The following is a 14641-nucleotide window of genomic DNA, read 5'->3' as shown; positions in this document are numbered from 1 at the left end:
ATGTTTGGATTAAATGAAGTACCAGATCTATCATCTGATGGTGGTGCTCGAAAAAGCGGTGTTACTAGAGAGCTTATTTCCATTTTTAGTCAGATAAAAAAGGCAGAGAATGAAGAGAGAAAAGAGGAGCTAAATCGACTTTTAGAGTCATTAAGGAAGAAATTGCCTGAGGGCTTTAAGATCGGAGCTGCTGTGGGTGAAGGGGATTGTTTTTTTGATTCAGCTGCTCAAGGATTGAATGAGCTAAAAGATAAAGGTCTAGTCGAAAATAGTGAAAGGTTTAATGTAAAATCATTAAGAAAAGATTGTACAAATGATGCTAGAAAATACAAAGATAAAATTGTAAAGGATGCAAATGAAGGTGGCTATTTTGTTCCACAGAAGAATGTTGCTTTTCCTCATTTTAAAAATATTAAGGATAAAAAGGGAAATGATGTTCCAGATGTGCAGGAGACTTTTGACAAATACTCGGACTATATTAAAAATGTGGCTACAGAAAATGGTCCTATTCCTATATGGGGAAGACTAGATATTGAAGGAAGAATGATATGTGACAAATATAAAGTAAAAATTAAAGTGATAGAACTTAAAGAAAAACCTATAGGTGATACAAATGTTATTGAAAGCGAACAAGGCAAAGGCACTAATGTTATTACTATGGTAAATTACAAGTATCACTTTGTACCACTTCTTAGTAACCTCGAAGAAGATATTGAAGGAGCTATACTAGTTTCTAGAGAAGAGGTTTATGGTATAGCAGATGAAGAAAGTCCTTCTTTGATTGAAGATATCAAAAATTATGATCTCGAAGAAGGAGCAGAACAGCAGTCACAAGCACAGAACCAATCTAATCGCGATTCTTTACAAGGCAAAATTCATTTTACTGCAATTGATATTTACCATGGGTTAAACCAAGTAACATTCGGTAGTGATGATTCAGGTAATTCTAGAGGATGGGCAGATATTGATTATATAAACAATTTTATGAACAAGGCAATTGCAAATAATGATAATCAGCTTGCCTATTATATTAGTCCTATTAACTTCGGGTTTAATGAAGAGGAGGCTATTAGAGATTCACTGAAACATATTTGTCGAAGAGTTGTAGATAATTCTGAAATAAATGATCATTATGGTACTGAGTTAGATAAGCCTTTTATTTTTATAGCTAACACTGAAACAGTTCTTGCTAATGATCCTACAGGTATTGATAAAAAAGAAGGAGGTTTTCACTGGATTAGCTGGGTATTGCTGCCTAAAAAACATGGGAATTTATTGGGTGAAGAAATAAGTAATGATCAGTATCAAGTTTTCTTTTTTGACTCTTTTGCCAAAAGAAAGATTCCTGAAAGATTAAAGGATGGTTTGACTAAGGGTACAACCTTTGTCGAAGATCAGATTACTGTAAAATTGCTCCCTTTTTGTAAAGAGAACGAAATAGTTTTTAATGATAATAACGAACTAACTGGTCAGCAAATGAATGGAAGCGACTGTGGTTGGTGGGCAGTTTATTATGCGTTGATGGCTGTTTATACTGGAGGAGTAGAGTTTCTTGATCCTTTGAAAGGAAAGAAACTATCTGCAGTACCTTTGCGTAATATAATGAACTTACAAGAGGCTAGTGTTATACAGCAGCAGTCCTTGCAAAATAGGGAAAATCATTATAAGGGGAGTAGCGTTTCAGCTAAAAGTTCTCTTGATCAATCTTCTAAAGAATTTATTCAATCTACCGAAAAGGGGAATTTGCGAGTACGCTTGCAGAATAGTGTTATTGATGACATTGCAAAGTACTCATATAAGTGGACTGAAGATAACAATGTGATTTGGGGAGTTGAAGGTCCTGGTAGGCTACCAATAGAATTAAATAAGTTCAAGAAGAATAAAGATAAAACATTAATATACATTGTCAATAAAGATGGTAACCACTGGGTAACATTGGTTGCTATCCATAATAATAGGCAAGGAGATATTTTTTTCTATGCAGACTCTTTTGGAGAAGAGATCGAAAAGTGTCTTGTAAATGGTCTTGGTAGAGGTGATACTGATAGTAATACGCAGAATAAAGTCTCTTATGGAAATAAGGTCAATCAGTATTCGGTAGATCGTAACAGTCAGAATATTGAAGAAAATAGCGATGATATCATTTTTGTTGAAGATACTGCTCCTCTTAAACAAGATGGAAATGATAATATACGGATGTCCTTAGATAAGTTTTTAGAAAGGGAAGGATACTCAAAGAATAGTATTCACAGTGTATCTTGCAAACAGCAGGATGACAATTACAATTGTGGAGTATTTGCTTTAGAAAATGCAAAAGCAATTTTGAATGTGGTGAAGGGTGGTGATTATAATGTTGCTAAGGTAGAAGAGAGCTTGAAAGCAGTAAACAAAGATATAGAATCTTTAAATATCTTAAGGAATTGTTTCGCTAGTAGTTTAACAAAAGTAAGTCCTATTAACAAACAGAGTTCTGTGGCATTTTCTAGTAGCTCTGAAAAAGGTATTGAAGAAAGTGTAGAGCAGGAACCCTTGCACAATACTGAAAATATTCCAAGAGAAAATGAGCAGGGTATTACGTTTCAAAAGAAACCAGGTAAGAAAAATTTTGATGATGGTAAATCCTATCAAAAGGGTGTGGTATCATATGAGGAGTTAGAAAAACAAACTCTCGGAAAGCTTAAGGAGATCTCAAGAAAGTATATTCTGACTGATGAGGAAAAAGAAAAGAAACTTTCTGATTTTATAGAGGGACAAGAGAAGGGTAGAAGAAAATTTAGCGAGTTGTGGGAAGGTTTTGTTAGCCTTTCTGAGGAGGAGAAGAAGAAAGCAATTTTGCGTATTTTCTTTTTTGCTGAGTTTTGGGATTCTAGTAAGGATGAAAATGAAGATGCCTTGCGTAATGTTGTGTGGAATGAACTTTACAAGCTAAATGCTCAAGATTACATATTTAGAGAATCTGTTGATTATCTCATATCTTTTGCTTCAAATCCTTTAGTTCCTATAGATATTTATACGAATAACAATAGATTGCAACGAGTACTATGTAGAGCTAAATCTTTTCTTTCAAATGATGAAATGGGCAACTTAATCATTAAAATTTGCATAGAAATCTTTAGTATGCATAATACCTTTAACAGGGGTGAATTTATTAAATCTACCAAGGTTATAGACCAACTATCTGCTCTGAGCAAATTTTGTGAAGTCGGTAGAAGGCAAGATAAAATTGCTGATTTAAAATTAGGTAATGATCAAGATTGTGAAATAATTTATTCACTGTTAGAAGAAAGATCACAGCTTAATATTAGGTCTGCTATAAGCTCTTTAATAGAAAAGATAAAATTAAAAGAAACAGAAGAGAAAGAAAATACCTTAGATATAAATAATTCTCTAGAGGACTTTATCAAGGATTTATGTAAAAATAAAAAAGATCCGAGACAAATTTACCAACGCAATCAAATAGAAGGGTTTCTCAAACAATATGATTATTACCTTATTACCTTCGCTATAGATGAAGTTATTCAATATAATGGATCGCCTTTAGAACAAGTATTAAGTATAGCTCAAGATTACTTTAGTGAGGAAGAGATGAATGCTATGTTGAAGAGGGCTTGTAAATATATTGTAGATCAGCGTGACAAAACTGTTGAGGGTATTGCTTTTGATAGCGAGAAAGCTTTCCGCTTGCTGTCCGACAAGCTTAATTCTATTAATCGTAAGAAGGAAGAAATTTTAAAATTTTTAGTAGATAAGTTAGGGAAGATTCAAGATTTTTCTGAGAATTGTCAGTCGAGTACGTTACAGCAAACACTGTTGTCTAAGTGAAGAAGGTCGCCCTTCCTCACTCGACTGCAAAACCGTACGTGAGACTTTGCGCCTCATACGGCTTCTCTCTAATTTGGTGCTTTTCATGCACACCTCCTGTGTAATTCATCGTGACAATGTCCATGTAACAAAGATAAGTTTGTGATCATATTGTTTCGTCTATTCCGGTCTTTGTGATGTATTTCTATTGTATCATCACTTTTAAACCATAGTCTACAATTATCGCATTTACTTTGTTGCAACCTCAATAATTTTATTACTCCTAGTGGCTTATCTGGTATTTTTCTCAGACGTTTACCCCAATATACCCAATCACCATCATATGGGGATCTGGTTTTTTGCACTTTGATATGTCGTTTAATAACATGATCGCTGTGTATAGTAAGACGTACCTTGTTACTTGTCATAAAGCGCCAGTTTTCGTTATTATACTTCTTAAAGTACTTTCTTTTTATCCAGCATCTCCCTTTGTTTGGGTGCCTAAAAACTGCCCACTTCCAGAGTTTTCTATGCATAATATTATCCAATGAGCTAAAGATTTTACATGAAACTACCGAGGAGTAATATTGACTCCATCCTCTGTTTATTGGATTGAGATCCTTTATCACACGTTCTTGTGGTGCTCCACGCATTTCTCTGAGTTTATGTTTAATAGCTAGTGTATGCTGTTTTATAGAATTACGACTTGGTTTGATTAATAACTTGTAACCTTTCTTACTTTCTTTTATTGGATATTGTCTTATTGAAAATCCAAGAAAATCAAATCCTGGTTTTGTTTCGTCAATGGTTCTTAATGTATGAGAAACTCTTGTTTTAGAGGGCTTTAATTTTAGTCCAATGGTTTCTAACCATTCTTCAACTAAAATTTTTGCTTTAAGAATAATCTCTTCGTTTTCATGTATGATGACAAAATCATCACAGTAGAAAATTACACTAATAGACTTTTGCGCGTTTCTATGCGATATCCTACCATATTTTCTTTTCATGCATTGAAAGAGTTCGTTTGTTAATGCTTTTTTGACATGTTGCTCTAATCCGTGTAATGCAACACAAGCTAGCAACGGTGAGATCGTCCCTCCTTGAATTGTACCACGTTTTGTGGATTGAAGCTTTCCATCTTCCATAACACCAGCTCCTAACCATCCTTTTATGATTTTCTTTAATGTTGGTGTGGTATTGAGCTTTTCAAGCAATTTATTATGGTTAATATTGTCAAAGCATCCAGAAATATCAGCATCTAATACATATGCTGTTTTCTGTTTTAGCACATCAAATATGGCTTCAATTGCATCATGACATGATCTACCAGGTCTAAAACCATAAGTGTTTGGCTCAAGTTTTGCCTCCCATTCTGGTTCTAAAGCCATTTTTACAAGTGTTTGTTTTGCTCGACACGATATAGTGGGTATACCAAGTGGGCGATGCTCCGATGGCTTACCAGATTTTGGAATCCAGACACGTCTTGATGGCTTTGCTTTTTCTTTTATATCTAAAGAATATGATAGTTGTAATCTTTCTTTTTGATTAAGGTTAGCTTTTCCATCAATACCTGCAGTCTTCTTCCCCCTATTGTCCTGTGTTACTTTCTTAACAGCGAGTGTTTTTGCACTTGTTGATTTGAGTAATAATCTCTGAAGATTATGCATCTTTTTGATATCATTACATTTAGAAGCTTGGTAAATTCGTTTTTGTAGCTTAAATGAAGATTTCTTTAGCTTGCGCCAAGGAATTCCATTCCATTCATACCTAACTTTTTGCTGGTCCATAACATATTCACTACTATTCACCACTTTACCTTCCAAATTAAAGTGTTTACGTCTGCATATCCCAGATATTACTTTGGGCATTAGCTTCTTAAACAATCCTTCCACATAGTAGCTTGTGGCTGGCTACTTACTTATATTTTAATGAATATAAGAGCTTCTATGTGGTTACTCTGTTCCATGGCTTCGTTTCACGTTAAACTTAGATTCCTACTATTTGCCGGAAGCTTGGAACATCAATAACTAAAGTCTTCAATCTTTAGTTCCCTTTTTGCTTCGTACCATTTTGGTCTATGCGTAGTTCAATCTCTTTTCGCATATTATGCTTTGACGACAATTCAAACATAGGTTTCTCTCGTAATCATATCTAACTCTGTTTGCAGGGATTCACCACGAGATTTAGTGTTACCTGCTTTTATCTCATGCTTGCATCCCAGAGGTTGCCACTCTTTGAAATGTGAGATATACATTATCCCTGATGTCTGGGAAGATGGAATTTAACCACCACAAAACCATGACCTTCCAGGTCGCACTGAAGAAAGCTCACCCTTAATTTGCGATATAGCAACTAGCCCAATTAATGCACAGAAAATCATGTAAAAACTAGCTGAAGTCTCTTGTCCTGTAACCTTGATAATTGTTGTGCATATAAATGGTGCAAGGCCGCCAAAAAATCCAGCAGCTATATTTCTTGATAAACCAAATCCACTGTACCGAACCTTTGTTGGAAATAATTCGCACATAAGTGCACTGACAGGACCAAGCGATGCAGCTATTGGAATTATAAAAAGAATGTGTGCCAGCAAGTAATTGCCACTACATAACATTGAAAAAACTGGATAACTTACTATTACAAAAGCTATAAATGCAAATTTCATAACTTTTTCTCTTCCTACCTTATCAGAAAGTATAGCAAATAATATTGTCAATCCTCCGAGCGCAATTTGACTCAGTATTTCCACTATATGATTAAAATGAGTATTTACTGTTAATATTTTATTCGTAAGCACATTGAAAAATACCAAATATATATAGAGAGACGCATTTTCAACCAAGTCAATACCTATTGATATTAGAACAGGCTTTTTGTAATTGTTTAATAACTCTTTTAGTGGCAATTTAGACGGATTTTTTTGTCTTTTATACTCTGGGCTTTCATCAAGTATATATCTCATATATATGCTAATTAATCCCATTGCTAAACTGAAAATGAAAGGTAATCTCCACCCCCAAGATTCAAAATCAGATACTTTTTTGCATATGAGTACCGCTATCAGGCTTAATATTGAACCAAGAATTGCACTTAATACCTCAATGCTGCCAAAAAATCCTTTTTTGTTTTTAGGAGCATGTTCTATTAAAAATGGTGCATTTCCTGCTTCTCCTCCAAGAGATATACCCTGCAATAATCTTAAACACACTACCAGCATTGACGCTAGTATTCCAATGCTTTGATAACCTGGAACAAAAGCAATTAATACGGTTGATAAAGTCATTAATATAATCGAGAGCAATAAGGCAACTCTTCTGCCATGTTTATCACCAATGTGACCAAATATAGCAGCACCGACTGGTCTCATTAAGAAACCCACTGCAAACACTCCAAAAGCCTTCAATACGCTGGTTAGTTGATCATCCGATGGAAAAAACACACCACCTATTATGTTTATTAAGTGGCCAAAAAGCATGTGGTCATACCACAATAAAGTGTTACAAATCAAACTTGAAAATATTACTTTTGTTATTTGCTGCATAATTTCCCTATAGCCTGTTTGATCTTATATATAAAAAAAAATGTGAACGTTATGTGAATATTATATTAACAATATTAAACCTTGATTTTAATATTATTGCTCATATATTCCGATAAGATACCATATTTTGGCAAGAAAATCTATGTACATAAATAAAATTGATGTGAAGAGTAGAGTAGGATATCTACACCAACTGTACTTAAATTTTTTGATATGACACACACTCCAGTTTTGTTAAAAGAGATGCTATCACTACTATCACCGCAGGATGGTGGCATATACGTGGACGCCACATTTGGAGCTGGAGGGTATAGCAAAGCAATATTGGAGTCAGCTGATTGCAAAGTATATGCAATTGATAGAGATGAAACGGTAACTAAGTTTTATGATGATTTAAGCGTTAGATATCCAGATAGAATAAAACTGTTCATTGAGAAGTTTAGTAATATTAAAAGTATACTAAGCAGCGTTGAGCCATCTCCTGTCATCCCAGTACTTGATACTGGAAAAAATAACTGGTCACGCGCTGGAATGACATCAAACGGGGTGGATGGAGTGGTCTTTGACATCGGAGTTTCATCTATGCAGCTTGATAACGGAGATAGAGGGTTCTCATTTTTACATGATGGTCCACTCGATATGAGCATGGATAACTCTTCTTATATAAACGCTTCAACGTTTGTTAACGCTTTACGCGAAGAAGAAATCGCAAATACTATATATAACTACGGAGGCGAACGTCATTCTCGCAAAATTGCAAGAGCAATAATAAATGCACGGAAGAAGAAAACTATCAAAACTACATTTGAGCTTGCGGATATTGTACGTTCCGTGGTATTTCGTGGAAAAAGCAAAATTGATCCTGCAACCAGAACATTTCAGGCAATCAGAATATGGGTAAACGATGAGCTGGGAGAACTTGAAAAGGGTATTAAAGCTGCATCTGAGATTTTAAGTGAGAATGGCAAATTAATTGTCGTCACCTTTCATTCCTTAGAAGATCGTATAGTCAAAACTTTTTTTAAAGATTTATGTGCTACTGATTGCAAGACATTCTCTCTGCTAAATAAAAAAGTGATCGAAGCAAGTATAGAAGAAGTAAGTGCAAATCCGCGTTCACGCTCAGCAAAACTAAGAGCTATACAGAGGTTGTCGTGAGAACTTTCTGCATCATCTCAATAGTTATGTTTTTTCTTAGCATTGTAGGACTATTTAAGGTAAAATTACATGTTCAGTCGTTAAATAGAGAGCTAATAAAAATAAAAAGTGAAATTAATTTAGTACAAAGTGATATAAAAGTTTTACAAGCAGAGTGGAGCTATTTGAATAATCCAAAAAGACTTGCAAGCCTTGTAAAGAAATACCTGAAAAATAACTCTTTAATACTGGCTAGCCAGGTTAAAAATCTTGACTCTTTAAATGGCCGCAGTGTGCTAGCACAACTTAAAATCCATGATCAACAGTGAGATTAAGTCTTATTTTTTACAGATGAGCACATCACAGTAAAACTTACTTTGTATCCGTTCAGGCAATGGCGTCAACTTAAGAACTTTCATTAGCAAACTCTCCTAAAGACATGATGGCGTTTGGGCTTATCTACCTTATCGCGGCTATACAATCGTCCCGGTCGGATTTTAACTTTAGCGCGTATACTTGCTCTATCAAAAAGGGCTTGAAAGTTTTTTGGCGCAATAAGTACCTGATAGAGTTTCTGCCTCATTACACCAAATAAAACCGAAAAATTTAAACGATACTCAGCAATTTGATCTGGATTCCAAGGCCCTTGTGCATCACACATATGAAGCGACAATATATTACACATGACTAAGTTTGCCCAAAATTCTTGTAATACAGCCTCTAAATTTACGCCAGAAAAATTCTCTAACTCTGCACCTATTTTGAGTCGTTTATAGCACTCCTCTATATGCCACCTTAATACATAAGCTTTGCTGATATCTTCCAAAGTAAATTTTTCTCGATCAAAAAGTGAAGTAACCAATACCTCTGTTTCTCCGTTGGCTAATGTCAGCACTATTACTCTTACTTTCTGTCCTTTCATTTTATTTTTTAGCTTTTCATTTTCTAATATAAAATCGAAATCTAATTCTCCAGATGCAATTCGTTCCCATAGCTTGCTATAATTTCTTTTTTGCAAGCGAAAAATAAAATCTACTTCCAAATCATAATGCTGCTGAATGAATTTTACTGAAGACGATCATAGATAAATAATAATTTCTTTTGATTTAATGAACGCATTTGAGTGATAACTTCGGGTAATTGCTCTTCCGCCAACGTTTGTTCACCTATATTCCAAGCCGCAAGACGAGCACTACAAATCAGCGAAGTACACAAATCAACAAACAAATTGCCAATGGTGACATTGTGCCTGTTGTTCCATTTGGTTTAAAGCGGCCAAACTCGGATACAATTTCCTCAGAGCTGGGTAATCTCATACCAGAACCATCTGCTGCAATAAGCCTATAGCCTCTCCAACTCAGGCTCATCTTGATAGGCTGTTTGGATGCTTAAATTCTTTAAAACCTGTATGACAAATCTTATATCTTGCTTTAGAAAAAGCTTGCTTTGAGGGTACATGTCAATGGCTCCATAAGTTCACATTCTATTCCCAAACTTTTTTTAACTAACTTTAAAATCATAGAAAATACTGCCGAAAAAGGAAGTTTTCTTGTTCGTGTAAAACTCAACACAATGGATTCTCTGAAAAGCTTTCGAGTATATTATATTTTTAATTTGTAGAATAAAATTTTTTCCTTTTTGTTTGGTAGAAGTCATAGTTTTAAATCCTCCTGATTAAGTTTTATCGCTATGACTCCCCCACCAGAACCGTGCTTGCAGCTTTCCCGCACACGGCTCCACAATGTAGTATTCACAGCATTTCCTATTTTGTATATAATGAGTAGCATATTCTTGGTTTTGGTAATGGATTAACTTGTAGATAGTGTATAAATTGCTTTGAATTCATACTCTTCTTCTGACTACGTCGGTTTATCCATTTATACGCTAGCTTGATTACCCGCCAGAAGAATTTATTCAACCACCGGTAATTTCCGCTAACTCCGAAGTAGTTATAGTGTCCTGTTAGTTTTGCTTTAAGTATTGACCACCAATCTTTAAGGTGAACTTTATTTCGAATCTTTTTCACCCATTCTTTGATTTCTTTAAGTTTTCTAGATAGATTTTCTTTCGAGGTTTTATGACCTACCATTACTCTACCTTTACGACTCCTTGTACCATAATGGGTGAATCCTAGAAAGTTGAAACTTTCCGTTTTTCGTTTCTCCCTTATTCCTTGTTGCCACTCCTTTTTGCCAAACTTTACTATTCTTGTTTTGTCTTCAGATATTTCCAGTCCAAATTTTCCTAGCCTTTGTTTCAGTGACTCTAAGAGTTCTCTAGCATCTTTTTCTCTTTCGCAGCAAATCAGGTGATCGTCTGCATACCTAACTAGCTCCATATAACCTTTAGATCTTAGCTTGAATTTCTTTTCAAACCACAAATCCAGCACATAATGCAAGTATATATTAGCTAGTATAGGACTTACTATTCCCCCCTGAGGTGTGCCTAGTTCAGTTGCTTCATAATGTCCTGCTTCGACTACTCCTGCCTTAAGAAATCGTTTTACTAACCACAGTATGTTTGGGTCTGTTATCCGTTCTCTCAAGCATCTCATTAGCCATTTGTGCTGGACATTATCAAAGAATTTCTTGATATCAACTTCTACTACATAGTTAGTTGGTCTGTACATAACTGCTTTATTTAGTGCATTTACCGCTTGATGACAGCTTCTACCAGGACGAAAACCATATGAGTTATCCAGAAAGTTAGCTTCATAAATATTTTCTAATATCTTCTTCAGCATTATCTGGACTAACTTATCTTCTGTAGACGGTACTCCAAGCCCGCGTTTCTCTTTGCTTCCAGCTTTTGGTATATATACTCTTTTCACTGGTTGCGGTTGATATCGCTTTCTTTTCATACTATCCACCAGAGTGTTGAGCTTCTCTTCAAGATTTTCTCCATAAGCTTCTACTGTCACCTGGTCTATACCGCATGCTTTGTTATGCTTTAGCTCTTTATAACATTCAGCAAGATTCTCTGCGTTTATCAGATGAATTAACGATTAAATTTCAATCGTTTATCTTGCCTGGCTCTTACTGCTATCTGATTTAGTTTTCTTTGCACGTTATTCCAACCTCCGTTGTATTGGCATAGCAATTCCTAAACCAGTCACTATATTGCTGACCGCTTCCCCTTGTATGTGGCTTTCCCACACTCTGAGTACTATCAATCAGTCCGACTTCCTTTATATCTTCCGTCAGTACTCGCCTTTGTTGACTTGTTCCAACGTACCTTAATAGGAATACAAAGGATCTCCCAAGTTTACGTAAACTCCATCTCAACACGTGATACGGCCTCAGATCCCGATAGAGTGAGTGATAACTTGCCCTATTGTTACCCTTCTTGCTGTCTTCCACTATATGCAACGTGTCGACCTCTATGACATCGAGAATTTCGGGACTCAATACCTTCACTTTCGTTGTACCCTGTGTTGTCCATTCCACTAGCTTTACTACGCTCGTTACCTTACGCAGCATAGTGGTTTGTTCCAGCCTGCTGGCTAGGCTTTGCCTGGGTTGGATTTTCACCAACTGGACTTTACGCACTTTGCTTGGCGCACGCATGTTTCACCTAAAAAGGACACATTTTAAACTTCTTTGTTGAAATAAAATAGAAACAAAAGTGCTGTTTCCTGCGGCTTCTGGATAATTTAATGGTAAAAGTTTTAGAGAGAAATTTTATACACTATCGCTGATATTTTTCCTTAAGTTGACGCCATTGACTGTTTGATGCTTTGTCTTATGAAGTCCTCAGGTTTTTTTGCTAAAGTGCTGTACGTTCATACAACATGGTATCGATTCTACTACGTAGTGCTCTAACACTCCATCTTTCAATACGACACATTTCTAAATGTAGCTACGCTTCAAGTCATCAGAAATTGCAATAATTTCTACAAAATGTGACCAACTTAATTGTTGTGACAGTGTCGCGACAATTTCTTGATCGGGAAAAAATTTGGAAAATTGCACCATACGAAATAATGAAGCTCTATCAAATCCACGTCCATATTTAATCTGAAGTTCTTTTGCAAGTTGGAAGATGATTCGTTTGCCATAGTCTGCACGTTTGTGCTTTAAGATATCTTGATCAATTCTGAAGCCAATTTCCCAATTTAACAATACTAGAGTAGAATTGAAGTGTGTAGCAAGATGATTCTTTGCTCTATCTATTAAATTACTAATATCCCCTAATAAGCTAGTAGTGATATCCATCAACGCTATTTTCAATAAAGAACCATTATAGCACAAAAACTTTCGATTTTAATGTATACACTTTTACCCTTACTATTACCCACAAATATAAATGTTTGTTGCATAGCTCTTAATGGCATAACTTTTGCTTGAAATAACTGTTTATATGGTGCAATTTACAGCTTTTAGTTGCTAAAATTATAACTCTTAGTTTAATAATTTTAATCTAATAAGCTTTCAGGTTAATAAAATTAAATTATTTGAGTAAATACAATACTATGTTTTTATTTGTGGGTAATAGTAAGACTTTTACCCCGAAAAAACATTACTACTTCCACTTACTACCTTAAAACCACATGAGGCTAAATCACCAACTCGTGCAATACCAATATCATTAACAAATACGCTGTTTGAACCTTGTATTAGCTTCTCTCCCAGAGTTAAGATATCTCCCTTTCTTAAAAACATCACTACTTCCACTCATACAAACATGTGCCGGTATTCCACTGCAATAATCCCCTACACAAACGATTGCTTTACCCATATGCTAGTTTAGATCTATTCTTTTTGCTTTGAGTTTTATTCCTTTTTTTGTCATCTCTATGCTTGATCCTCCTACTTTCAACATTAGTTTATCTACTACATCAATCTCAAGATGATGCTTCTCCTTGTCGTACGATAATTTTGTTCCATCCTGAAACTCAAAAATATGCGCATCTTTTCGGCATTCTGAGGGAAAATACTTCTGCTGATAAATTGCTGGTAACACTACCCCTAATGTGTAAAAGACAAGACTTAATCTGACAGACAAGAATTAACTGACAGAAGAATTGAGGTAGTCAAAACTAATATCAGTCTCTTGTGTAATGCTACTAATATTTTTCTGAAAAGCAACATGTTTGCTATCAAGAAAAGTCTGCATAGGCGTCTTACCATAGCAATATTTACCTGAATGCGGTCTTGTTTCATTGTAAGAACGCAACCAATAATCAACATCAATCTGTAGACCTTCCAAAGAATTGTAGATTTTCTTTCTGAAGATAATATTGTAACACTCATCTTGCATAGTTCTATGAAACCTTTCACATATGCCATTAGTCTGTGGAGAATTGGCTTTGGTCCTAGAATGATCGATATTTTCGATTCCCAAATAAAGCTGATAAGCGTGATTTTCAGGCTTACCACAATACTCTGTTCCTCGGTCTGTAAGGATACGCAATAATGGCACATTTTGCTCATCAAAAAATGGTATCACTCTATCATTCAGCAAGTCAGCAGCAGTAATAGCCGTTTTGTCTGTATAAAGCTTGGCAAATGCTACTCGAGAATAAGTATCAATGAAGGTCTGCTGGTAGATTCTTCCTATACCTTTTATATTACCTACATAATAGGTATCTTGAGAACCCAAATAACCTGAATGTTCGGTGTCAATTTCACCATGTGCTTCTCTTTGTTCTTTAACTTTTTCTAAAGCTGCAAGTTGCTCTTCGGTTAATATAATTCCATCTTGAGCTACTTTTGCTTCCAGTGCTTTAAGTCTTTTCTTGAAAGTTTCAAGATCATTTCTCAGCCATATAGATCTCACTCCTCCCTGAGAAATTATTATACCTCTTTTTCTCAGTTCATTTGCAGCTCTTTCTTGCCCATATGCTGGAAATTCTGTTGCTATACCAATCGCTGCTCTTTCTATATCGTCGGAAACTCTATTCGCTAATAGAGGTTTTTTCTTACTTATCTCATGTAATGCTTCTTCTCCTCCATTTTCGTACAACTCTTTGAATCGATAAAATGTATCTCTTGAGTATCCCATCACTTTGCATGCTTGAGATACATTTCCTAGTTGTTTTGCTAGTTCTAATAACCCTAGCTTTGGTTTTAGTATTTTTGTTTGTATTGTACTCATTTCTAACACTCCTTTCTTTTATTATTTTATAACTTACTTTTTTAAAGTGTCAGATCAAGTCTTGTTTAA

General features: G+C 35.2%; 10 protein-coding genes and 2 pseudogenes. 3 read left to right on the top strand and 9 right to left on the bottom strand.

Annotation, left to right across the window (positions count from 1 at the left end; all coding sequences use genetic code 11):
- The gene (locus tag NL281_RS00175) at nt 1-3822 is read left to right on the top strand and encodes an OTU domain-containing protein (RefSeq protein WP_253303372.1); all 3822 of its coding nucleotides are present in this window, start codon (nt 1-3) and stop codon (nt 3820-3822) included.
- An 83-nt stretch (nt 3823-3905) separates the two neighbouring features.
- On the opposite strand, the gene ltrA (NL281_RS00170) is transcribed toward NL281_RS00175, so the two are convergent.
- The 3 genes from ltrA (NL281_RS00170) to NL281_RS00165 form a co-directional block, all read right to left on the bottom strand.
- Nucleotides 3906-5693, bottom strand: a complete 1788-nt coding sequence (gene ltrA / locus NL281_RS00170) for a group II intron reverse transcriptase/maturase (RefSeq protein ID WP_253302976.1) — start codon at nt 5691-5693, stop codon at nt 3906-3908.
- Nucleotides 5694-5923: 230 nt separating this feature from the next.
- Entirely contained in the window at nt 5924-6055 is a 132-nt protein-coding gene (locus NL281_RS08420) for a hypothetical protein (RefSeq protein ID WP_256469361.1), read from the bottom strand.
- Between the two features lie 27 nt (nt 6056-6082).
- On the bottom strand, nt 6083-7339 hold the full coding sequence (locus tag NL281_RS00165) for an MFS transporter (RefSeq protein WP_253303371.1): 1257 nt from the start codon (nt 7337-7339) through the stop codon (nt 6083-6085).
- Nucleotides 7340-7552: 213 nt separating this feature from the next.
- Between NL281_RS00165 and rsmH the strand changes: the two genes are divergently transcribed.
- Nucleotides 7553-8497 carry a 16S rRNA (cytosine(1402)-N(4))-methyltransferase RsmH gene (gene rsmH / locus NL281_RS00160; RefSeq protein WP_006279684.1) on the top strand — a complete coding sequence of 315 codons (945 nt, stop codon included), beginning with the start codon at nt 7553-7555 and terminating at the stop codon, nt 8495-8497.
- Nucleotides 8494-8805, top strand: coding sequence for a cell division protein FtsL (ftsL, locus tag NL281_RS00155; protein WP_007548286.1), 312 nt, complete (start codon nt 8494-8496; stop codon nt 8803-8805). The genes rsmH and ftsL overlap by 4 nt, the downstream gene beginning before the upstream one ends.
- Before the next feature lie 89 nt (nt 8806-8894).
- On the opposite strand, the pseudogene NL281_RS00150 reads toward ftsL, so the two are convergent.
- The 6 genes and pseudogenes from NL281_RS00150 to NL281_RS00125 form a co-directional block, all read right to left on the bottom strand.
- A pseudogene (locus NL281_RS00150) lies at nt 8895-10132 on the bottom strand (IS4 family transposase).
- Between the two features lie 106 nt (nt 10133-10238).
- Nucleotides 10239-11396, bottom strand: coding sequence for a group II intron reverse transcriptase/maturase (ltrA, locus tag NL281_RS00145; protein WP_253303141.1), 1158 nt, complete (start codon nt 11394-11396; stop codon nt 10239-10241).
- Nucleotides 11397-12324: 928 nt separating this feature from the next.
- Complete coding sequence (locus NL281_RS00140) at nt 12325-12705, bottom strand: DUF1016 N-terminal domain-containing protein (protein WP_253303370.1); 381 nt, start codon at nt 12703-12705, stop codon at nt 12325-12327.
- A 273-nt stretch (nt 12706-12978) separates the two neighbouring features.
- Nucleotides 12979-13149, bottom strand: coding sequence for a PAAR domain-containing protein (locus NL281_RS00135; RefSeq protein ID WP_370273983.1), 171 nt, complete (start codon nt 13147-13149; stop codon nt 12979-12981).
- A gap of 67 nt (nt 13150-13216) precedes the next feature.
- Nucleotides 13217-13450, bottom strand: a pseudogene (locus tag NL281_RS00130) (phage baseplate assembly protein V); the annotation flags it as partial.
- A 33-nt stretch (nt 13451-13483) separates the two neighbouring features.
- A complete protein-coding gene (locus NL281_RS00125) occupies nt 13484-14572 on the bottom strand; it encodes an IS481 family transposase (protein WP_253303703.1) in 1089 nt (362 codons plus the stop codon).
- Between the last annotated feature and the right edge of the window lie 69 nt (nt 14573-14641).

This window comes from Wolbachia endosymbiont of Phyllotreta cruciferae (assembly GCF_918697765.1).
Classification (GTDB): Bacteria; Pseudomonadota; Alphaproteobacteria; order Rickettsiales; family Anaplasmataceae; genus Wolbachia; species Wolbachia pipientis.
Note: the sequence above shows the minus strand (reverse complement) of the source record. Positions and strands in the feature narration are given on the sequence as shown.